Below are 21,148 nucleotides of genomic sequence, written 5' to 3' on the forward strand. Positions count from 1 at the left end.
CTTGCGCCTGAGCTCCCAGAGAGCTGGAGGGTGCTGTCGGGGGTGCCCGTCGGGCATCGAGCGCGAGCGGATCGATAGGCTGGCGGGCATGAGCACACCGGACGGATCGAAGCAGCAGCCCCCTGCGCCGCAGCAGGCGCACTCGCAGCAGCCGGTTCCGCCGCAGTCGTACCCGCAACAGCAGCTCCAGTCGCCGCAGTACGGGGTGCAGCCGTACGCCCAGCAGGCGCCCTACCCGCAGCAGCAGCCCTACCCGCAGCAGTACGCCCTGCAGCCGTACGCGCAGCCGTATGCGCCCGTGTACCCCGCGCCGTACCCGTACCCGGCGTCGCCGCCGAAGGGGCTCAGCATCTCCAGCATGGTCATCGGCCTGGTGTCGCTGTTCTTCGGGTTCACCTTCGTGCTCCCGGTCGTCGGATTCGTCCTCGGCCTCATGGGGCTCCGCCGCGAGCCCGCCGGTCGCGCGATGGCCATCACGGGCGTCGTGCTCAACGGGTTGTTCCTGCTCGTCTGGGCGGCACTCGTGTTGCTCTGGGTGTTCGTCATCGGCGGGCTGCTCGCCGGCGTCGGCGGTGCGGCATCCACGGGCATCGAAGCCTAGCCCCTGGTCAGCCGCCGAGCCGCCGGTCAGCCGGCCGGGACGACCGTGCTGACCATGGACAGCACCACGGCACCGTCGACGTCTTCGCGTTCCAGCCAGACCGCGATGCTCGAGAACTGCCTCAGCGATGCCACGTGGGTGCCGCCGCAGGCGATGACCGCAGGGCCGCCCGGCAGCTCGCAGTGCCAGCTGCGCCGATCGGTGAGCAGCTCGCCCTCGCGATCGATCCGGACGGCGGCGCCGCTGTCCAACCAGCCGTCGAGCGTGTTCCGGATGCGTGACCCGAGCGCGTCGAGGTCGTCGAGGGCGGCCGGGTCGAACCCCTTCCGCCGGAGCGACTTGCCGATGCGGTAGCGGTCGGTCGACGCGTTCGGAGCGATGCGCGACGACTCGCAGGCGAGCGCGTCGAAATCCGGGGCCCCGAGGGCGTCGGGGACGACCTCTTTGCGCCAAGCGTCGGCGAGCGCGGTGTTCAAGGCGAGTGATGCGAGGTGGCACCCGGTATGCCCGGCGGAGAGCGCGTGTCGGGTGGGCGCCTCCACCTCGATGCGCGCTGTCGCGCCCTCGACGGCACTCCGGGCCGCCTCGGTGGAGACCAGGTGGGCGACGAGGAAGGCCCACCCCTCGGTGCCCTTCTTCACGGGGATGTCGGCGCCGAGGTACAACTGAGTGCCGTCGCTCGCGGCGACGACGCAATCGATCACGGCGACCTCCTCGGCGCTCGTACCCGCACCGAAGGTGATGGTCGCCGTGTCGGCGGGCTGGTCGGGCCACGCGGCGTCGACCGGGTGGCACGCCGTCTCGTCGAGTACGACGGCGAGGTGGTCGCCGGCCGGTTCGACGTGCAGCACCGTGCCCGTCGAGACGAGGGCACCGGAGGGATAGGTGACGCGTGTGTCCGTGACGGGGAGGCTCATGTCCCCACGCTATCGCGGCCGGCCCGGGCGCCCGTCGGTGGCTGTCAACCCCGGGAGACCGTGGAGGATCACGACGTAGAGTCCGAGGACACGGAGCGCGACGCGTTCCGCGGAGAGGAGTGCATCATGACGGATCAGCAGAACCAGCGTTCAGGCGACGACCTCGCGACCGGTGCGGCCGGAGCGGACCAGGAGGCCTGGGAGGGTGCCGACATCGACACCGCGGAGCTCGTGAGCTCCGACCAGACGACCGCCGGACCGGGCGCCGACGGGTCGAGTCAGACCGTCGACGGCACCGGCTCGGAGGACGCGGCTCCCGACGAGGAGCAGGCGACCGAGGAGGCCGTCGAGACCCCGGAGCCCTCGACCGAACTCGACGCACCGCTGGCCGAGGGCGAGGGCGGCGACGCCGACGGTTCGGCCGACCACCAGCCCGACTCCGGGCCGGCCTCCGAGGCCACCGACGACGCCCGCGAGGTCTACGACACCGCACCCGACTGAGTCGGACACCACACGCCCGACGGGCCGTCCTCCGATCCATTCGGACGACGGCCCGTCGCGCGTTGCGGTCGCCGTGCCCGAGCGAGACGGCGGCTCAGATCGGTAGGAGCGACCAGACCACGGCGAGGGCGATCAGGCCGGCGACGCCCGCGATCGCCAGTGCATTGAGCAGGCGGTGCTCGACCATGATGGCGACGTACTCGCGGAGGAACGCGCTCGGCACGTAATAGGCGGCCGTCGGGGAGCCGATCACCTGCGCGTCGCTCCCGATCGAACGTGCGAGGAGCGCCGCGCGCAGGACGTGGTAGTTGTTCGTCACCACGATCGTCGCTCCGTCCCGCCCGGCTGACTGCTGCAGGTCCCGGGAGAGCAACAGGTTCTCGCGCGTGCTCGTGGACGCGGTCTCCGGGAGCACGTCCGACGGGTCCGCGCCGTTCGCGACGAGGTACTCGGCCATGGCCGTCCCCTCCGGGCGGGGTTCGTCGTCGCCCTGGCCGCCGGACGGGATCAGGAGCGGTCGCGTCATCCCCGGTGACGTGGCCCGGTAGATGCGGAGTGCCAGGTCCAGGCGACTGCGCAGCAACGGCGGGACCTCGCCGTGGATGAGGCCGGAACCGAGGACGACGAGGGCGTCGGGCGTCCGGGTGTGGCGGTAGCGGCTGTAGACGAGTGAGTACACGCCGAAGGCCGCGAACGTCGCCGCCGCGTAGCAGCACGCGAACCCGAGCAGGAGACCCAATGCGACGAGGACGATCGTCAGCCACGAGGGCAGGGACTGCGGGTGCGCTCCGAGGACCAGCAGCACGGCCAGCACGGGCAGGACGAGGATCGCGACCCCGGCGAACAGCGAGAGCAGGTTGCCCAGGCTGCGTCCTTCGAGCCGGAGCATCGTGATGCCGTTGCCGATGAGGAGGACCCCGAGCACGCCCACCAGCAGGACCGTGCCGAACGCGGCGAGGAGCACGGTGAACGGCGTCGTGCGGGACGCCTCCGAGAGGAGTGCCACCAGCCCGCAGGCGATCGCGGAGACCAGGAAGACCCCGTTGCGCAGGCGGCGGGCGTCGCGGCGTCGACTCGCGACGTAGAGCACCGCGAAGACGGCGGCCGGGAACAACATGATCATGCGCTCATCCTGCCCGACCGATCGTCCTGCACCGGTCGTTCGGATGGGGCGTGCGGGCAGAGCGTTCGGGGTGCTATGACCGCGGCGGCTTCGGCGTCATCGCCTTGAGGGTCGCCTCCTCGGCGTCGATCGCCGCCAGGACCGCCGCGACCGCCGGTTCCTGGTAGCGACCCTCGGCGCGCGCCGAGAGGAGCGCCTCGCGTTCCGCCGCGATCATCTGGCGGCGGAGTCGGGCGAACGCGACCGTGCGGAGTTCGGAGCCGTCACCCGTGTACTGCTCGAGGGCGTTGGCCACGAAGCTCGCATTGGTCCGCAGACGGTTGAGCACCTGCTCCTCGTCCGCCTCGGTCGTCAGCTCGTCGAGGCGGTCCAGGCCGGCCGTCTGGACCTCCGCCATGAGCATCAGTTGCTCGACGCGCTCCTGGCTGTGGTTCGGCGGCGGGAGGTGCAGCGCGCGGATGATCCGGGGGAGCGCGAGCCCCGAGAGGAGCGTGCCGACCACGACGACGAACGCCAGGAACTGCAGGAACTCGCGCGACGGGGTGTCCTCGGGCAGCAGGAACACGGCCGCCAGGGTCACCACGCCGCGGACGCCGGCTGCGGAGACGGCGATCCCGTTTCCCCACGACCAGCTCCGCTCACGGAGCCGTCTCGGCCCGAGACGGTAGATCGCCGTGACCGTCATCTCCCACACGAACCGCGAGACGATGAGCGCCGCGAGGACCCCGATGCTGATGAACACGGTCGGCCAGAGCCCCGGACCGGTCTGGATCGCCCCCTCGAGGATGCCCGCCAGGTTGAGCCCGATGAACAGGAAGACGGCGTTCTCGAGCAGGAACTGGATGGTGCGCCAGTTGAGCGACTCGGCGATGCGTGCCTCGGCCGACTGCACGATGGGCGCCCGGTAGCCGAGCAGCAGCCCGGCGGTGACGACCGCGAGGACGCCCGAACCGTGGATCGCCTGCGCCAGGAGGAACGCGAGGAACGGGGTGATGAGGGAGAGGCAGGTGTCGAGGACTGGGGCGCGCAGGCGTCGGCGGACCTCGGACAGCACCCAGCCGACCGCGAGACCGACGCCGACGCCGGCGACGACCTCGATGACGAACTCTCCGGCGATCATGACGGGGTTGACGACGCTCGTGATGGCGAGGATCGAGGCGTTGAGTGCCACGAGTGCAGTGGCGTCGTTGAGCAGGCTCTCGCCCTCGAGGATCGTCAGCACACGGCGGGGGAGCCCGAGTCGTCCGGCGATCGCGCTCACGGCGACGGCGTCGGTCGGTGCGATGACCGCTGCGAACGCGAACGCCGCCGCGAGGGTGATCGACGGGATGAGGAGCCAGCTGGCGAACCCGACCGACACGACGGTGAACGCGACCGCTCCCACCGAGAGCAGGATGATGCCGTCGTTACGGGCACGGATGTCGATGAGGGAGATCCGGATCGCCGACGCGAAGAGCAACGGCGGCAACAGTCCGTAGAGGATCAGGTCGGGTTCGATCTCGACGGTCGGGACGGCGGGGATGAACGACGCGACGCCGCCGACGAGCACCAGTGCCACCGGGGCGGAGACGCCCGCTCGGCCGGACAGGCCAGAGACGATGACGGTGACGACGACGAACACGACGATCCACGAGATGAGTGCGACGGGATCCATGTGGGGATTCTCCCACCCGGGAGGCCGTGGTCGTCCATACGATCGTCCGAACTCCGGAGTGGCCGGGATCGGTGCCGGTTGCGGACGCACGACGCCCCCGCACGGTCAAGCCGTGCGGGGGCGTCGGTTGGAACGGTGAGGCGGCTCAGCCGCGGCGGTTGGCCGCACTGCTGGAGCCGCGCTGCTCCGCACCGGTCTCGCGGGTGCGGAGACCGAAGCGGTAGGTGAGCTTCTCGGTGGAGTGACCGCGGCCGTGGACGGCGGTGCCCGCGGAACGGCCTGCGGACGCGGGGGTCCGAGTCTGAGTGATGGACATGGTGATTCTCGATTCTGGTGTTGCGGATGATGGATGGGCCGGTTCCAGAGGGGGAATGCGATGACGATCAGTGCTGGTCGCATGGATGGAGCGACGAGACCGTCCGGAGTGCAGCTGCGCCGAGATTCGGCTGCGCTGGTCGGCTGGGGCCGTCCGGTGGATCGTTGTTCGCCGTTCTGGATGACGGCTGGTGGTGTCGTGTCGGGAGCATCGGCGTATCCGTGGAGGTGTGGACTCTGCACACGGAAGCCGGTTGCGACATCGGCACTCGAGGAACGAATATACGCGACCAAGCTGAGAACGACCTGGGAATGACGGGCGTCGGAGCGTGCGCGGGTCGATGCCCGAGGTTGGACCCGAGCATCGACCGGCGGTGTCGCAGAGCTTCGGGCCACCGCACCTAGGGGAGGGGTGGCCGTATCTCCCGCGCACCCGAAGGGATATCGGGTTCGGGAGGCCGGAGGGTGATCGCGGGGGACGATCGGTTACCGGTGGAGGTGTTGGAAGAACTCCAACACAATATATATTAACAGCTCAGCGTTGCGTGTTGCTGTGGGATTCCTGGGAGTGCTCAGTCCGTCGCGAGGAGGTGCAGGATCCGCGCGGTCTCGGTCGCCACCGCGCTGCGACCGGCGCGAACGTAGGTGCGGGGGTCGACGAGCTTCGGCTGCTCGTCGAGGACGTCGCGCACCGCCCGGGTGAACAGTCCGTTGAGGTGCGTCGAGAGGTTGATCTTCGTCATCCCTGATCGCACCGCCGCGCGGAGTTCGTCGTCGGGGAGCCCGGAGGAGCCGTGCAGCACGAGCGGGACGGGCACCTCGCGGCGGAGCTGCGCGATCAGCGCGTGGTCGACGGCGGCCTCCCGGCTCGTCATCGCGTGCGAGGTGCCGACGGCCACGGCCAGGGCGTCGACGCCGGTCGCTGCGACGAACGCGACGGCCTCTGCCGGCACCGTGCGCGCGCCCGGAGCGTGGACGCCGTCCTTCCCGCCGACCTCACCGAGCTCCGCTTCGACGGCCACGCCGCGCGTGTGGCAGAAGTCCACGATCTCCTTCGTCGCGCGGACGTTCTCGTCGTACGGCAGGGTCGAGGCGTCGAACATCACGCTGTCCACGCCGAGCTCGACGCCCTCGCGCACGAGCTCGGCCGACTCCACGTGGTCGAGGTGGACGAGGACCGGGACCGTCGCTGCGCGGGCGATGGCCAGCGAGGCGAGTGTGATGGGGGCGAGCGACCCGTGGTACCGCACGCAGTTCTCGCTGATCTGCAGGATGACCGGCAGCCCGGCCTCCTCGGCGCCGGCGACGATCGCCTCCGCGTGCTCGAGGAGGACCACGTTGCACGCCGCGATGCCGGCGTTCGAGGCCGAGGCGTTGGCGAGGAGCGTGGTGAAGTCGAGGGCGGTGGTCATTCGGTTGCTCCAATGGGGTCGGGTGCGGCGGGTGCGTCGAGGAATCGGTGGAAGGCGGCGAGGTCGATCGCGCCGGCGATCGGTTCGAGCACGGCCGCAGCACCTGCCGCCGCCGCCGTGCGGAGCGCCTCGGGAAGTGTGGCTCCCGCGCGGAGTGCTGCGACCAGGCCGGCCGTGGCGGCATCACCGGCGCCGGTCGGGTTGCCGCTGACGCCGGGGACGGCCGGGACCTCGTGGGCACCATCGGCGTCGCCGGCGGTGAGGCCGTCGGCCCCACGGGAGATGACGACCGCGCGGGCGCCGAGCGCGAGGAGTGCCGCGCGAGCCGATGCGAGGTCGGCGGCGCCCGTCGCCTCGAGGGCCTCGTCGAGGTTGGGTTTGAGGATCGTCGCACCGGCGCGGGCCGCGGCGAGGAGCGCCGTGCCGCTGACGTCGACGATCACGGGGACGCCGGCGTCGTGCCCGGTTCGGACGAGGGCTTCGACGACGGCGTCGGGCGTGGCCGGCGGGAGCGAGCCCGAGATGACGAGTGCGCTCGCGTCGTGGAGTGCGCGTCGGAGCTCGGTCGTCAGGGTGGCCCACTCCTCGGGTGTCACGACCGGACCGGCTTCGGCGAAGAGGGTCGGATGGTGGATGCCGTCGACGACCGCGACCGTCGAGCGTGTCTCGGCGCGGAGCTCCACGACCCGGGTGGGGAGGTCGTCGGCCGCGAGGGCGTCCGCGAGCCAGGTGCCGGAGGCGCCACCGAGGGGGAGCACCTGCAGGGTCGGGACGTCGAGTGTCTCGAGGACGCGAGCGACGTTCACGCCCTTCCCGCCGGCACGCCGCACGACGGACTGGACGCGTTGCGTGACCCCGAGCTGCTGCTCGGCGACCGTGTAGGTGATGTCGACGGCCGGGTTCGGCGTGACGACCACGACGCGGCGCGCACCAGGGGTGGTCATCGGGCCGTCACCAGTCGGCGCGCGAGGATCCCCGCACCGACCGTGGCCGCCTCGTCGCCGTGACGAGCGGGCAGGAGCTGCGGGACGCGGACGACGTCGAGTCGCTCACGGAGTCCGTGCTCGAGTGGCTCGAAGAGGGCGGCTCCGGCGAGGGCGAGCCCACCGCCGATCACGATGGCGGTGGGTGCGGCGACGACGGTGATGCCGGCGAGGGCCTCGGCGAGTGCATCGACGGCGTCGTTCCAGATGGCGATGGCGGCGGTGTCACCGCTGGCGACCGCGTCGGCGACGGTCTTCGCGTCCCGGGCGCCCGCGCGTCGCGCGATGCCGCCCGCTGAGGCGAGTTCCTCGACCCGGAGCCCACGATGCGGGCCGTCCTGGATCACGCGCTGGCCGATCTCGCCGGCCCAGCCGCCGCCGGCGAAGGGGACGCCGTCGATGACGAGCGCCGAGGCCAGACCGGTTCCGACCGGTACGAACGCGATCGTGCCCGTGACGTCGGCTGCAGCGCCCGAGACCGCTTCCGCCAACGCCCCGGCGCGGACGTCCTGCCCGAAGGCCAGCGGGACGTCGAGCGCGGGACGGAGGAGCTCGGGGAAGGCGAGGTCGCGCCAACCGAGGTTGACCGCGTGGATGCAGACGCCGTGCTCCTCGTCGACGACGCCGGGCACGACCACCCCGACGGCCGCTGGGGCTGCGACGCGGCTCGCGATGGCGACCAGTCCGAGGACGATGTCGCGAGTCAGAGCACCCGAGGTGTCGCCCGAGGGCGTCGCCTCGCGCCAGCGCCCGAGGACCGTGCCGTCGGCATCCGTCAGTGCGGCTTTGATCCCGGTCCCGCCGACATCGATGCCGAGGACCGCCCGCTCGGTCACGGCGTCAGGATGACGGAGCGCGTGAGCGAACGGGGGTGATCGGCGTCGAGGCCGCGGGCCTCAGCCAATGCGACCGCGAAGCGCTGTGCGACGACGAGCCCGGCGATGGGGTCCAGGTCGTGCTGCACGAAGGTCGCTCCGGTGGCCGCGACGTCCTCCGGCAGGCCGGCGGGCGTCGGTCCGAGGGACCAGACGAGTCGGCCGGGCTGCGCGATCGCGATAGGACCGTGGCGGTAGTCCATGGCGGGGTAGGACTCCGCCCAGAACTGTGCCGCCTCCCGCGTCTTGAGCGCGGCCTCGAAGGTGAGGCCCACGGCGTGCCCGAGTCCGATGAAGGAGACCTGGTCGGCGGCGAGGTACTCGTCGATCGGGATCTGCAGTGCCTGCTCGGCTTCGACGGCGAGTGCCTCGACGTCGTGGCCGAGCGAGCCGCGGAGGAGCGCGAGCGTCGTCGTGGCGAAGCGGGTCTGGACCACGGAACGCTCGTCGGCGAAGGGGAGGGCGATGACGTGTGCCGCCGGAACGGTCGCAGGGGAGTCGTCGACCGCGGTGACGAGGACGGTGGTGACCGAGTCGCCCACCGCCTCCAGCAGGTGCACGATCTCCGTGGTCGTGCCGGAGCGTGAGATGGCGACGATGCGGTCGTAGTCGCGGACGCCGGGGAACTCCGAGCCGGCGAACGCGTCCGTGATGCCGAGCCCCGCCTGTTCGCGCAACACGGCGTAGCTCATCGCGATGAACCAGCTGGTGCCGCACCCGACCACCGCGACCCGCTCGCCCGGCTGCGGCAGCACGGCACCGGCCTCCGGCACGAGGGCGGCGGCGGTGCGCCAGGATTCGGGCTGCGACGCCAGTTCGGCGGCGACGAAGGTCTCGGGCATGACGTGCCTTTCACGTGAGGGGACGCGATCGCAGCATGGCGATGCGTTGCCGCAACCATACCGGATCGAATCTGATCGATACCAGTGCAAATCGTCAGAATCAATCAGACAGGCGCTGGCTGGGCGCCCATATGATGGTCACAGTACGCCCGACCCGACCGGAAAAGCAGGACAGATGACGCAGCAACAGCGACTCAACGCCCTGCTCGAGCTCGTGAGCGAACGCGGCAACGTGACGATCGCGGAGATCGGCGAAGCGCTCGGCATCTCCGCGGCCACTGCTCGTCGCGACCTGACGGCGCTCGCCGAACAGCGACTCGTCACGCGGACCCATGGCGGTGCCGCCGCCCTCGGCACCGGCTACGAGCTGCCGCTGCAGTACAAGATCGCCCGACAGGCCGACGCCAAGATGGCCATCGCGAAGGCCACGGCCGCCCTGATCAACGTGGGCGACGCCGTCGGACTCAACGGCGGTACCACCACGAGTGAGGTCGCGCGAGTGATCGGGCGGAGCGAGCACCTCGTCCGCTCGGACGGCGACGCCTCGGTCACGATCGTGACGAACGCGCTCAACATCGCCTTCGAACTGTCCGTGCGCTCCCACGTGAAGATCGTCGTGACGGGTGGCGTCGCGCGCCGCCAGTCCTACGAACTCGTGGGTTCTCTTGTGGCGGGGGCGCTCGCCGAGATCGCCCTCGACGTCGCGATCCTGGGCGTCGACGGCTTGAGTGCGCAGTTCGGAGCCACCACCCTCCACGAGGGTGAGGCCTCGGTGAGCCAGGAGTTCGTCAAGGTCGCGAAGCGGGTCATCGTGGTCGCCGACAGCACCAAGATGACGAAGGCGACCTTCGCCCGCATCTGCCCGCTCGACCGCATCGACGTGCTCGTCACCGACCAGTCGGTGGATCCGACACTCGCCGACGCTCTGGCCGCGGCCGGCGTCGAGCTCATCATCGCCGCCTGAGTCTCCCGCGGTCGCCGACCGGTGAGTCGCGGAGTCGCCCCCTCTGGTCACTGAGCCATCCCCCTCCGGTCACTGAGCCGCCCTCCTCCGGTCACTGAGCCTGTCGAAGTGCCGCACCCTCCCGCTCGTTGTCCCTCCTCTCGGCCGCTGAGCCATCCCCTCCCGTTCGCTGAGCCGCCCTCCCGGTCACTGAGCCGCCCTCCCGGTCACTGAGCCGCCGCTTTCCGGTCACTGAGCCGCTTTCCGGTCACTGAGCCTGTCGAAGTGCGACACCGCTCCCCATGTTTCCGTGCGGTAAAACCTCTCCACATCGGCCGCCCCGCACTTGCGTCAGCCCTGTGATCGCCTATTGTCATTTCATGATCGTTTTGGCATCATATGAATCAACTTCACGCAAGGAAGCGGATGTGATCGAGTGAGCACTGCACCAGCCACCACCCCAGAAGGCCTCCGGGTCGCCGTCATCGGCACCGGCCAGCGCGCCTACATCGCCGAACACGTCGCCACGAGCCCCACGTCCGCATCGGTCGTCGCAGCGGTCGACACCACCGAGATCGGTCGGGGTCGGGCACGGCAGCTGTTCGGCGACGACATCGCGGTCTTCGACTCCCACGAGGCGCTCATCGCGCAGGGCGGTGTCGACGCGGCGATCGTCACGACGCCCGACTGGACCCACAAGGAGATCGCGGTCGACCTGCTGCGTGCCGGCATCGCCGTCTACCTCGAGAAGCCGCTCGCGATCACGCTCGACGACGCCGACGCGGTCCTCCAGGCCGCCTACGAGTCGCGGACGCCGCTCTACGTCGGGCACAACTTCCGACATGCGGCCGTCGTCCGGCTCATGCACGAGGTCATCGAGCGCGGCGAGATCGGCGCGGTCAAGTCCGTCTGGGTGCGTCACTTCGTCGGCAACGGCGGCGACTACTACTTCAAGGACTGGCACGCCGACCGCTCGCGCGTGAACACCCTGCTCCTGCAGAAGGCGAGCCACGACATCGACGTCGTCCACTTCCTCGCCGGCGCGTATACGCAGCGCGTCGTCGCGATGGGCGACCTCGCGGTCTACGGCGACATCGACGATCACGAGGATCGCAGCGGTCAGACCATGGCCGACTGGTTCTCGTACGACAACTGGCCGCCCGAAGCGCAGCGCGGCTTGAACCCCGTGGTCGACGTCGAGGACGTCTCGATGATGCTCATGACCCTCGAGCACGGGATCACCGCCAGCTACGAGCAGTGCCACTTCACCCCCGACTACTGGCGGAACTACACCGTCATCGGGACGCACGGCCGGCTCGAGAACATCGGCGACACCGCCGGTGGCACCGTCAAGGTCTGGAACCGTCGTCGCACCTGGAGCACGGAGGGCGACGTCGAGTACCCGATCGCGGGCGTCGAGGAGGGCCATGCCGACGCCGATCTCGACACGATGAACGAGTTCCTCGCCTTCGTCGCCGACGGCACCCCGACCACGCTGTCGCCGGTCGCCGCGCGCCAGGCCGTCGCCGCCGGTGCCCTCGCCGCCCACTCCCTCCGCAACGGTTCGATCCCGCTCGACGTCCCGCCGCTCGACCCCGCACTCGTCGAGTACTTCTCCTCCCTCACCGCCAGCACCGCACCGCACTCCCTCGACGCCGCCACCCGGTAGCGCACCTCGAAAGGACTCCAGTCATGCCTTCGCCGTTCCTGAACCGCAACGCCGCACCCGGTGGTCGCAACCGCCGCCGTGCCGTCCTCAGTGGCATCGGCCTCCTCGCCGCCGCCGCGCTCACCGCCGGCTGCAGCACCGGTGGCGGGGGCGCCACCGGTGGCGAGTACGCCGCCGCCCCGAAGGACCTCAAGGCCGAGATCACCTACGGCGTCTGGGACCAGGCCCAGGTCGAGGCGATCGACGCCAACATCGAGGCCTTCAACAAGGTCTACCCCGACATCACCGTCAACGTGAACGTCACGCCCTGGGCCTCGTACTGGTCGAAGCTCCAGACGCAGGCCTCGAGCGACACCCTGCCCGACCTCTTCTGGTTGAACGGGCCGAACTTCCAGGTCTACGCGGCGAACGGCAAGATCGAGCCGATCACCGGCGCCGTGAAGGCTGGCGACATCGACCCGAAGAACTACCCCGAGGCACTGAACGAGCTGTACTCGCTCGACGACACCCAGTACGGCGTGCCGAAGGACTTCGACACCGTCGGCGTCTGGGTCAACACGGCGCTCTTCGAGCAGGCCGGCGTCGCGCTGCCCGCCGACGACTGGACCTGGGACGACTTCGACACCGCCGCACAGACGATCTCGACGAACCTCAAAGACCAGGGTGTCTACGGTGCCGCCGGCGGCATGGACGGCCAGACCACCTACTACAACACGATCCTGCAGGCCGGCGGCGAGGTCATCAACGCCGACCAGACCGAGTCCGAGTACGACAGCCCCGAGGCCCAGGAAGGGCTCCAGTTCTGGACCGACCTCATCGCGAACGGCTCCTCGCCCAGCATCCAACAGCTGACGGACACGCCGGCCGACCAGTGGTTCACCTCGGGCAAGGTCGCCATGTACTGGGGCGGCAGCTGGCTGCGACCCCTCGTCGGTGAGTCGGACGTCGCCGCCACCACGCAGGCCTTCCCGCTGCCCACCGGCAAGGAGCAGGCGACGGTCATCCACGGCGTCTCGAACGTCGTCGCGGCGGCGAGCAAGAACAAGCAGGCCGCGCAGGCACTGCAGGTGTTCCTGGCGAGCGAGGAGGCCCAGCAGCAGCAGGGCGACCTCGGTGCCGTCATCCCCGCCTTCACGGGCACGCAGCAGTCCTTCGTCGACTCCTACCCGACGATGAACCTGCAGGTCTTCCTCGACGCCCTCGACTACGCCAAGCCGCTGCCGGTGTCGGAGAACACCGCTGCGTGGAACGCGCTCGAGGTCGAGCTCCTGCCCGACGCGTTCAGCGGCGACAAGCCCGTCTCCGACGTGGCGAAGGACATCGCCGAGCAGATGAACGCCGCGCTGGCCAAGAAGTGACCGGTCAGACCGTGCTGCGCACCCCGTCGGCGCCGCTCTCCTCACGGAGAGTGGCCCGGCGGGGTGCCGCCCGCGGCGACGGTGCCTGGCCGTGGGTCTTCGTCCTCCCGCTCCTCACCGGCATCGGCGTCTTCTTCATCTGGCCGATGATCCAGACCGCCTACTACTCGTTCACCGAGTGGGGCGTCTTCGGCGGAACCACCTTCACGGGCGTCGAGAACTACGTCCGGCTGTTCGCCGACGGGCGGCTCTACGCCTCCCTCGGCAACACGCTGATCTACACGGCGGTCGTGCTCCTCGGCATCCCGATCGCCGTCTACCTCGCGAGCCTGTTGAACCTCCCCGGCCTTCGGTTCGCGAGCTTCTACCGGGTGCTCTTCTTCCTGCCGTACGTCGCGATGCCGACCGCCGTGGCCATCGTCTGGCGCATCATCTTCAACGGCGACTTCGGCATCCTCAACTACACGCTGTCGCTCGTCGGTGTCGACGGCCCCTACTGGATCAGCACGCCGGGCACCGCGATGTTCGCCGTGGCGATCGTCGGCCTCTGGTCGTCGCTCGGCTTCTCGATGATCATCCTGGCGTCCGGGCTCAAGAACATCGCACCGGAGCTGTACGAGGCGGCCGAGCTCGACGGCGCCACCCGGTGGCGGCAGTTCCGCTCGATCACGGTGCCGCTGCTCACCCCGAGCATCTTCTTCGTCACGATCATCACGGTCATCTCGAGCTTCCAACTCTTCGACCTGCTGTACGCGATCCTCGGCAGCACCAACCCGGTGCTCCCGAAGAGCATGTCGCTCGTCTACTTCTTCTACGACCAGGGCTTCGTCCAGAACGACAAGGGGTACGCGGCGGCGATCGCGATCGTGATCTTCCTGATCATCGGACTCGTGACGCTCCTCCAGTTCCGGCTCCAGAAACGATGGGTCAACAATGACTGAGCAACTCACGGCCACAGCACCGCTCACCACCCGTGCCGTCACCGTTCCGGGTTCGGGTCGTCCGTCCGCCGCGTCCGCGCGACGCCGCGATGCCGGTCGGCCCGGCCAGCGGCGCGGGTCGCACGTCGTCGCCCACATCGTGCTCGGCGTCGGTGGGCTCATCATGGCGTTCCCGTTCATCTGGCAGATCATCATGTCGCTGTCGACGAACGCGGAGGTGCAGAGCGTGGTCCCCACGTTCTGGCCGGCCGAACTGCAGTGGCAGAACTACGCCGCGGTGTTCGAGCGCCTCCCGTTCCTCGACCAGCTGCGCACGTCGATCGTCATCACCGTGATCAGGACCCTCGCGCAGATCGTCCTCTGCACCATGGCGGGGTACGCGTTCGCGCGGATGCGGTTCCGCGGACGCGCGGTGCTGCTCGCCGTGACGCTGTCGATCCTCATGGTGCCGTCGCAGGCGTACCTCATCTCGCAGTACCAGATCGTGCAGGGCTTCGGCTGGCTGAACACCACGCTCGGCATCGTCGCACCCGGCCTGTTCAGCGCGTTCGGCACCTTCCTCATGCGGACGGCGTTCCTGAACCTGCCGACCGAGCTCGAGGAGGCGGCGCGGATCGACGGCGCCGGGCCGTTCCAGATCTTCTGGAAGATCATGCTGCCGCTCGCGAGGCCCAGCATCAGCGTCCTCGCGATCACGACCGTGCTGTGGTCGTGGAACGAACTGCTCTGGCCGCTCGTGGTGTCCACGTACGCCAACTCGATGCCGCTCGCCGCCGGTCTCGCGACACTGTCGAGCGACAAGACGACCGACTACCCGGTGATGATGGCCGCGTCGATCCTCGCAATGGCACCGGTACTCATCCTGTTCATCGTGCTCCAGCGCCGGGTGATCGACGGGCTGGCGTTCTCCGGGCTGAAGTAGCACTTCGCCCCGGTCCCTGAGCTTGTCGAAGGGTGGTTCCTGAGCTTGTCGAAGGGCGGTCCCTGAGCTTGTCGAAGGGCGTGGCTGGCGGGGCGTCACGCCTCGCCGGTGCTCCACCAGGAGGCGATCGGCGTCCCGTTCACGACGTGGTCGCCGATCGCCCTGGCCTTGAAGCGGGACGGGTTGTGCGAGGCGATCGTGCGGGCGTTCCGCCAGTGCCGGTCGAGCGCCCGGTGCGTCTCGACGGCGCTCGCACCGCCGACGTCGAACAGGGCGGTCGCGGCGTCGAGCACGGCGGGCAGGATCACCAGCTGCGCGCGCGCCGTCGCGAGTTCGACGGCGGCGATCCGTTCCTGGACGAGATCCGGGCCGGCACCGAGGATCGCCGCGCTCGAACGCTCCAGCGCGGTCGTCGCGGCGGCCAGTGCGGCGTCGGCGGCGAACGACTTCGCCGACAGCTCACCGACGACTTCCTGCACGATCGGGTCGGCCTGGGCGGTCGACGCCGCACCGTGGCTGTACGTCCTGGTCCGCGTGCGGACGAACGCACCGGCGTCGTCGACGATGGCGCGGCCGATGCCCGTCACCGCCGCCAGCAGGACCAACTGCACGAACGCTCCGCCGTGCGAGAGGCGCTCCGGCTCGCGCCGGGTCACCGCCGATGCGTCGACGGCGACTTCCGTGAAGACGGTGGTGCCGCTGCCCGTCAGTCGTTGTCCGAACCCGGTCCAATCGTCGATCCGATCGACACCTGCGGCGTCCGTCTCCACGAGCGCCGAGACGAACTCGCCGTCCTGTTCGGCGGCGACCCCGACGAGGTCGGCGAACAGGGTGCCCGTGCTGTAGAACTTGGTGCCGTTCAGTCGGAGACCGCCCGGCGTCTCGGTGAGCCGGGTGGCGAGCGAGCCCACCTTCGCGGTCGACCGCTCGTGGCTCGCGTTGCCGACGATGGCTCCGTCGGCCAGCCGGGCCAGGCGTGCCTCGCGGTCCGCGGACGCCGGCGCGTGCAGAGTGCGGTCGATGTAGGAGAAGTGGGAGCGGAACAGCTGCGCGAGGTTCGGGTCGCGTCTGGCCAGCTCGGCGAGCAGCTCGAACAGCTCGCCGTGCGTGGCCTCCTCGCCGCCATACCGTCGCGGCAGCGTCACGCGGGTGAAGCCCACTTCACGCAGCGCCTCCACCTCGGCATACGGCAGCCGGCGCTCGCGCTCCCGTTCGACGGTGTCCCGCCCGAGCTCGTCGAAGAGCGACGCGAAGCGCTGCACCAGGTCCCGGTCGATCGTCGCCGTCTCGCTCATGCCTGCTCTCCATCCGCCGGAACGGGCTCGGTCTCGGGCCGCGCCCCCGGAGCCTGCCACTCGGGCAGGGTGCCGTTGAGTTCGAACTGCCCGAGTGCCGCCGAACGCTGCACGGCGGGATTGTGGGAGGCGATCGTCCGGACGTTCCGCCAGTGCCGGTCCAGCGCGGTCGATCGGCCGACGGCGGAGGCACCACCGACCTCGAACAGGCGACTGAGCGCATCGAGGACGAGCGGGAGGACGACCTGCTGGACGCGGAAGACCTCCAGGAGGGCCGAACGCGCGGCGTCGGGATCGGTGGCCGACCCGTCCAGGGTCCGAGCAGACGCGAGGACGAGCGCGCGGGCGGTGTGCACGACGCTGCTCAGCTGGCCCACGATCGACTGCACGAGCGGATCCTCTCGTGGCAGGTGCTCGCCCGCGTGGCCGACGGTCCGTCGCCTGGCCCGCACGTAGTCGACGGTGTCCTCGAGGGCACGTTGCGTGATGCCCGCCACCACACCGAGCAGGATGAGCTGTTGGAGGGCGCCCGTCCGGTGCCACCCCGCCGCGTCGCCGCTGTGGACGACGAGGTCGCGCGGGTCCACCGGCACGCGGTCGAAGGTGGTCGTCCCGCTTCCGGTCAACGGTTGTCCGAAGCCGTCCCAGTCGTCCACCGAGCGGGTGCCTGGATCGTGCGCGGAGACGGTCACCGCGACGCGGTCGGTCCCGTCCAGTGCGGACAGGTGGATCCAGTCGGCGTAGATGCTGCCGGTCGTGTAGTACTTCGTGCCGGTCACCGCGAGGAGCTCGCCGTCCCGGTCGACGACGGTCTCGAGGTGCGCGGTCGCGTGCCGCTCCGACTGCGCGTTCCCGACGAGGTCGCCGGCGCTCAGCCGTGCGAACCAGTGCTCCCGATAGGCGGCGTCGGGCGAGGCGAGCAGCGCCTCGGCGAACAGGATGTGCCCGCGCCAGACGTGCCCGAGGCTCGAGTCCGCCGCCGAGAGCGCGATGAGCCGCGCGAACAGCTGCTCGAGGGTGAGCCCGCCGCCACCGGACGCGACGGGCACTCTGGCTGCGGCGAAACCCAGGTGCTTCAGCTCGGCGACCTCGTCGAACAGGAGCCGCCGGTCGGCCTCGCGCGACACGGCGCCACCGCGGATGGAGGAGAGGAACGAGTCGAAGTCGTCGGCGCTCATCGGTGCAGCACCCGCTTCGCCAGCACGTTGCCGAGCAACTGGGCGAGCTGCACGAGCAGGACGAGCGTGACGACCACGAGTCCGACGACGATCCAGTCGAACCGCTGGTAACCGTAGGTCATGGCGAGGTCACCGAGGCCGCCGCCGCCGAGCACACCGGCCACCGCCGTCGCATCGACGAGGGCGACGAGGATGTACGTCAGGCCGAGGATCAGCGGGCCGAGCGCCTCGGGCACGACGATCGTGAACAGCACTCGCACGGGGCTCGCCCCCATGGCCGCGCCGGCCTCGATGGCACCCGGTGACACGGCGACGAGGTTCGACTCGGAGACGCGCCCGATGGCGACGCTCGCGACGAGGATGAGCGGGATCGTCGCCGGAAGCGGTCCGAGGCCGGTGCCGAACACGAGCCGCGTGAGCGGGATGAGCGCGATCGCGACGATGAGGAACGGCACCGGACGGATGACGTTGATGACGAAGTTCAGGACGCCGAACACGACGCGGTTCTGCAGGAGGTTGCCGGGCCGGCTCGCATAGAGCAGGAGGCCCAGCAGGATCCCGATGACCGTCGCGACGGCGAAGGAGACGGAGACCATGAGGCCGGTCTCCCCGATGGCCTTGAGGAGACGCGGGAAGAACGCGTCGGGATCGAAGTCACGCATGGGTGTGCTCCTTCAGGGTGTTGGGGTCCTCGGCGAGCGGTTCGTACCCTTCGACGATCGGTCCTTGTTGCCCCACGCCCGGTCCCTGAGCTTGTCGAAGGGCGGGCGCCGGGTCGATCGCGGTGACCGTCGCCGTGGCACGGAGTCCGTCGATGGCGGCGTCCACGCGGTCGTCCGGTCCGAGCAGCTCGACCGTGAGACTGCCGAACAGTCGCCCCTGGAGTTCGTCGACGCCGCCGAACACGACGTTGAAGTCGATGTCGTTGTCGCGGGCGACCTGCGAGAGGAACGGATGGTTGGTGTCGCGGTCCTCGACGTGCAGCTGGACCAGGCGCCCGTGGTGCACGGCCCGGATCTTCGCGAGCACCTCCTCGGAGGGGATGTGGTGGAGCACCGACGAGACGAAGCGTCGCGCGGTCGCGGTGCGTGGTGCCGAGAACACCTCGTACACACTGCCCTGCTCCACCACCTCGCCGTCTTCCATGACGGCGACCCGGTCTGCGAGTTCTCGGATGACGTCGATCTCGTGGGTGACGAGCAGGATCGTGAGGCCGTACTCCTCGTTCACCCGCCGGAGGAGCTCGAGGACCTCGCCGGTCGTCTGCGGGTCGAGGGCGCTGGTCGCCTCGTCGGAGATGAGGATCTCGGGGCGGGTGGCGAGGGCGCGGGCGATGCCGACCCGTTGCTTCTGCCCGCCGGAGAGTTGCGACGGGTAGGCGAGCGCTTTGTCGCTCAGCCCGACGAACGCGAGTAGTTCTTCGACGCGGTCGAGGATCTCGGCGTCCGGCACCTTCGCGAGTTTGAGCGGGTAGGCGATGTTCTTGTAGACGGTCCGGGACTCCAGGAGGTTGAACTGCTGGAAGATCATGCCGATCCGCTGACGCGCGGCGTAGAGCGCCTGCCCGGCGAGTGCGGAGATCTCGAGGCCGTCGACGATCACCCGTCCCCTCGTCGGCCGCTCGAGGGCGTTGACGGTGCGCAGGAGTGTCGACTTCCCGGCGCCGGAGTATCCGACGATGCCGAAGATCTCACCCCGCTCGACCGTCAGGTCGACGTGGCGCAGCGCCTCGAAGGCACGGCCCTTCACCTCGAACGTCTTGCTGACGTCCTCGAAGACGATTGCTGTGTTCATCACCTGCTCCTCTCGCGGGAGGGCCGTCCGGGAGCCCCCGGACGGCCACTGCGTGGTGGCGGCCGATCAGCGCGGGAGGCGATGACCGGCCGCCGTCGTCCTACTCGGCTTCGGCTTGGAGCTCGGCGAGCTTGTCGCGGAGGTCCTTCACCGGCACCTTCACGAGGATCGAGTTCCCGGCGAACTCGTCGTCGAGCGCCTCGGCGACGCGCGGGTCGGCGTAGGTGTCCTCGAGGATCTTCCAGGCGGGGTTGTCCTTGTCCTCCTCGCGCGTGGCGATGACGTTGACGTAGGGCAGGTTCTTCTCGGAGAGCGAGTCGTCGAGGAAGAGTGCGTCGTCCTTCGTGATGCCCTGGCTCGGGTCGAAGTAGGAGGTCCCGACGACGACGGCCGCGAGGGACGGGTCGTCGAACTGCTGCGGGATGCTCGTCGCGGGCAGTGGTACGAACTGGAGGTTCTTGTCGTTCGCGGTGACGTCCTCGACGGTCGGGAAGTTCCCCGCGTCCGCCGCGATCTCGATGAGTCCGGCCGCGGCCAGGATGTTCAGGGCACGGCCGCCGTTGGACGGGTCGTCGGGGATCGCGATGCGCGCGCCGTCGGCGAGGTCCTTGACGTCGGTGAGCGTCTTCGAGAAGATCCCCCACTGCGTGATGACGGTCGAGAACACCGGTGTCAGGTCGGCGTCGTTCTCTGCGTTGAAGGCCGAGAGGTAGAGGATGTGCTGGAAGGCGTTCGCGTCGACGGTGCCGGCGACGAGTTCGGTGTTCGGGAGGACCCAGTCCTTCACGTTCACCCACTCGACGTCGAGGCCCTTCTCGGCGGCGACCTCCTTCACGGCGTCCTGGAACTGCGTGTCCTCCGACACCGCGATCTTCACGCTGAGGCGCTCGGCGGGCGCACCGGAACCGGTCGCGGCGTCGGCTGCCCCGTTCTGGCCACCGACGACGACCGAGACGACGACGGCGATCGCGGCGACGGCGACGACCGCGACACCGCCGATCAGCAGGTTCCGGCGCTTCCGCTTGCCGGAGGCGATCGACGCCCGCAATTCGCTCGGTTCTGGTCCCGTGTGCTCACTCATGATGGTCCTCGGCTCTGTCTGTGGGTGCACTGGTGCGTGCACGGAGCCAGTTTCCACAGGCAGGCGGGTGGACGCCCGTTGCGTTACTGCGGACCGTCACCGTTCGAGATGAAACGTAAACGCGCTGCGCGGGCGGGCGATCGTCCCTACACTGCGGCACGTCGACCGGCGCTCCGCACCTCCCGGTGCACTTCGACAAGCTCAGTGACCGGGGCTGGGGCTCAGTGACCGGGGCTGGGGCTGGGGCTGGGGCTCAGTGACTGGGGCTGGGGCTCAGCGACCGGGGGTGGGGCTCAGTGGCCGAATCCGGCTCTCAATGACCGGGTCTCCCGCTCGCACCTCTTCCGGTCCCTGGGTTCCTCTACCGGACCCTGAGCTCCTCCTCCGGTCCCTGAGCCTGTCGAAGGGCGGGGTCAGGCAGGGTGTACGAAGTTGCTCCGGCGGCGGGCGAGACGTCGGCCCGCGAGCTGATCGAAGATCGGGCAGTCGGGTGAGGGGATCGGCGACCCGTGCTCGGTCGTCGCTCCGTCCAGGCGGCCCTGTTGCGGAGCTGACGACGCCTCCTGCGCATCGAACCCGTGGGTGAGCGTCGTGAAGATCGGGGACGCGGAGCGCGGCGGGCGCGCGGACGAGCTGGGCACGGGGTCCTCTCGGGAGTCGACGGTGAGGGCTGCGCGATGCACGGTCAGAAGCATGCGACAACCGAACTCATATTCTAGAACATGAATTCTGACAGTTCGACAT

Annotated in this window: 21 protein-coding genes; 7 read left to right on the top strand and 14 right to left on the bottom strand. The window is 69.7% G+C overall.

Annotated elements, in window-relative coordinates; genetic code table 11:
* Positions 1-88: 88 nt before the first annotated feature.
* A complete protein-coding gene (locus B9Y95_RS17050) occupies positions 89-601 on the top strand; it encodes a DUF4190 domain-containing protein (RefSeq protein WP_085513696.1) in 513 nt (170 codons plus the stop codon).
* 26 nt (positions 602-627) lie between these two features.
* Here the strand turns inward: B9Y95_RS17050 and B9Y95_RS17055 are convergent, their stop codons facing one another.
* Positions 628-1,518 carry an alanyl-tRNA editing protein gene (locus B9Y95_RS17055; protein WP_085513698.1) on the bottom strand — a complete coding sequence of 297 codons (891 nt, stop codon included), beginning with the start codon at positions 1,516-1,518 and terminating at the stop codon, positions 628-630.
* Between the two features lie 126 nt (positions 1,519-1,644).
* Between B9Y95_RS17055 and B9Y95_RS20755 the strand changes: the two genes are divergently transcribed.
* The gene (locus B9Y95_RS20755; RefSeq protein ID WP_159453442.1) at positions 1,645-2,019 is read left to right on the top strand and encodes a hypothetical protein; all 375 of its coding nucleotides are present in this window, start codon (positions 1,645-1,647) and stop codon (positions 2,017-2,019) included.
* A gap of 94 nt (positions 2,020-2,113) precedes the next feature.
* Here the strand turns inward: B9Y95_RS20755 and B9Y95_RS17065 are convergent, their stop codons facing one another.
* The 7 genes from B9Y95_RS17065 to B9Y95_RS17090 form a co-directional block, all read right to left on the bottom strand.
* Positions 2,114-3,142: a YdcF family protein gene (locus B9Y95_RS17065; protein ID WP_085513700.1), complete on the bottom strand. Its 1,029-nt coding sequence runs from the start codon at positions 3,140-3,142 to the stop codon at positions 2,114-2,116.
* Between the two features lie 73 nt (positions 3,143-3,215).
* Positions 3,216-4,796 (bottom strand): cation:proton antiporter, encoded by a 1,581-nt coding sequence (locus B9Y95_RS17070; protein WP_064296856.1) that lies wholly within the window; start codon positions 4,794-4,796, stop codon positions 3,216-3,218.
* Between the two features lie 145 nt (positions 4,797-4,941).
* Positions 4,942-5,112, bottom strand: coding sequence for a hypothetical protein (locus tag B9Y95_RS20760; protein ID WP_159453443.1), 171 nt, complete (start codon positions 5,110-5,112; stop codon positions 4,942-4,944).
* A gap of 571 nt (positions 5,113-5,683) precedes the next feature.
* Positions 5,684-6,523: a class II fructose-bisphosphate aldolase gene (locus B9Y95_RS17075; RefSeq protein ID WP_085513702.1), complete on the bottom strand. Its 840-nt coding sequence runs from the start codon at positions 6,521-6,523 to the stop codon at positions 5,684-5,686.
* Positions 6,520-7,467 carry a 1-phosphofructokinase family hexose kinase gene (locus B9Y95_RS17080; RefSeq protein WP_085513704.1) on the bottom strand — a complete coding sequence of 316 codons (948 nt, stop codon included), beginning with the start codon at positions 7,465-7,467 and terminating at the stop codon, positions 6,520-6,522. Before B9Y95_RS17080 ends, B9Y95_RS17075 begins: the two co-directional genes overlap by 4 nt.
* Positions 7,464-8,342 carry an ROK family protein gene (locus B9Y95_RS17085; protein ID WP_085513706.1) on the bottom strand — a complete coding sequence of 293 codons (879 nt, stop codon included), beginning with the start codon at positions 8,340-8,342 and terminating at the stop codon, positions 7,464-7,466. The genes B9Y95_RS17080 and B9Y95_RS17085 overlap by 4 nt, the downstream gene beginning before the upstream one ends.
* Positions 8,339-9,223, bottom strand: a complete 885-nt coding sequence (locus tag B9Y95_RS17090) for an SIS domain-containing protein (RefSeq protein WP_085513708.1) — start codon at positions 9,221-9,223, stop codon at positions 8,339-8,341. The genes B9Y95_RS17085 and B9Y95_RS17090 overlap by 4 nt, the downstream gene beginning before the upstream one ends.
* 175 nt (positions 9,224-9,398) lie before the next feature.
* Between B9Y95_RS17090 and B9Y95_RS17095 the strand changes: the two genes are divergently transcribed.
* The 5 genes from B9Y95_RS17095 (at position 9,399) to B9Y95_RS17115 (ending at position 15,056) form a co-directional block, all read left to right on the top strand.
* Entirely contained in the window at positions 9,399-10,187 is a 789-nt protein-coding gene (locus B9Y95_RS17095) for a DeoR/GlpR family DNA-binding transcription regulator (RefSeq protein WP_085513710.1), read from the top strand.
* 415 nt (positions 10,188-10,602) lie between these two features.
* Positions 10,603-11,835, top strand: a complete 1,233-nt coding sequence (locus tag B9Y95_RS17100; protein ID WP_085513712.1) for a Gfo/Idh/MocA family protein — start codon at positions 10,603-10,605, stop codon at positions 11,833-11,835.
* Between the two features lie 23 nt (positions 11,836-11,858).
* Positions 11,859-13,193 carry an ABC transporter substrate-binding protein gene (locus tag B9Y95_RS17105; protein WP_085513714.1) on the top strand — a complete coding sequence of 445 codons (1,335 nt, stop codon included), beginning with the start codon at positions 11,859-11,861 and terminating at the stop codon, positions 13,191-13,193.
* A complete protein-coding gene (locus B9Y95_RS17110; protein ID WP_234994155.1) occupies positions 13,190-14,134 on the top strand; it encodes a carbohydrate ABC transporter permease in 945 nt (314 codons plus the stop codon). The genes B9Y95_RS17105 and B9Y95_RS17110 overlap by 4 nt, the downstream gene beginning before the upstream one ends.
* Positions 14,127-15,056 (top strand): carbohydrate ABC transporter permease, encoded by a 930-nt coding sequence (locus B9Y95_RS17115; protein ID WP_085513716.1) that lies wholly within the window; start codon positions 14,127-14,129, stop codon positions 15,054-15,056. Before B9Y95_RS17110 ends, B9Y95_RS17115 begins: the two co-directional genes overlap by 8 nt.
* A gap of 95 nt (positions 15,057-15,151) precedes the next feature.
* Here B9Y95_RS17115 and B9Y95_RS17120 read toward each other — a convergent pair whose 3' ends face one another.
* The 6 genes from B9Y95_RS17120 to B9Y95_RS17145 all read right to left on the bottom strand — a co-directional run bounded on the left by B9Y95_RS17120 (position 15,152) and on the right by B9Y95_RS17145 (position 21,099).
* A complete protein-coding gene (locus tag B9Y95_RS17120) occupies positions 15,152-16,351 on the bottom strand; it encodes an acyl-CoA dehydrogenase family protein (RefSeq protein WP_085513718.1) in 1,200 nt (399 codons plus the stop codon).
* A complete protein-coding gene (locus tag B9Y95_RS17125; protein WP_085513720.1) occupies positions 16,348-17,529 on the bottom strand; it encodes an acyl-CoA dehydrogenase family protein in 1,182 nt (393 codons plus the stop codon). The genes B9Y95_RS17120 and B9Y95_RS17125 overlap by 4 nt, the downstream gene beginning before the upstream one ends.
* Entirely contained in the window at positions 17,526-18,191 is a 666-nt protein-coding gene (locus B9Y95_RS17130) for a methionine ABC transporter permease (protein ID WP_079706489.1), read from the bottom strand. The genes B9Y95_RS17125 and B9Y95_RS17130 overlap by 4 nt, the downstream gene beginning before the upstream one ends.
* The gene (locus B9Y95_RS17135) at positions 18,184-19,323 is read right to left on the bottom strand and encodes a methionine ABC transporter ATP-binding protein (RefSeq protein WP_085513722.1); all 1,140 of its coding nucleotides are present in this window, start codon (positions 19,321-19,323) and stop codon (positions 18,184-18,186) included. Before B9Y95_RS17135 ends, B9Y95_RS17130 begins: the two co-directional genes overlap by 8 nt.
* 100 nt (positions 19,324-19,423) lie before the next feature.
* On the bottom strand, positions 19,424-20,404 hold the full coding sequence (locus B9Y95_RS17140; protein ID WP_085513725.1) for a MetQ/NlpA family ABC transporter substrate-binding protein: 981 nt from the start codon (positions 20,402-20,404) through the stop codon (positions 19,424-19,426).
* A gap of 413 nt (positions 20,405-20,817) precedes the next feature.
* On the bottom strand, positions 20,818-21,099 hold the full coding sequence (locus tag B9Y95_RS17145) for a hypothetical protein (protein WP_085513727.1): 282 nt from the start codon (positions 21,097-21,099) through the stop codon (positions 20,818-20,820).
* Positions 21,100-21,148: the final 49 nt, after the last annotated feature.

Origin of the sequence: Plantibacter flavus (genome assembly GCF_900177615.1) — a bacterium.
Classification (GTDB): domain Bacteria; phylum Actinomycetota; class Actinomycetes; order Actinomycetales; family Microbacteriaceae; genus Plantibacter; species Plantibacter flavus.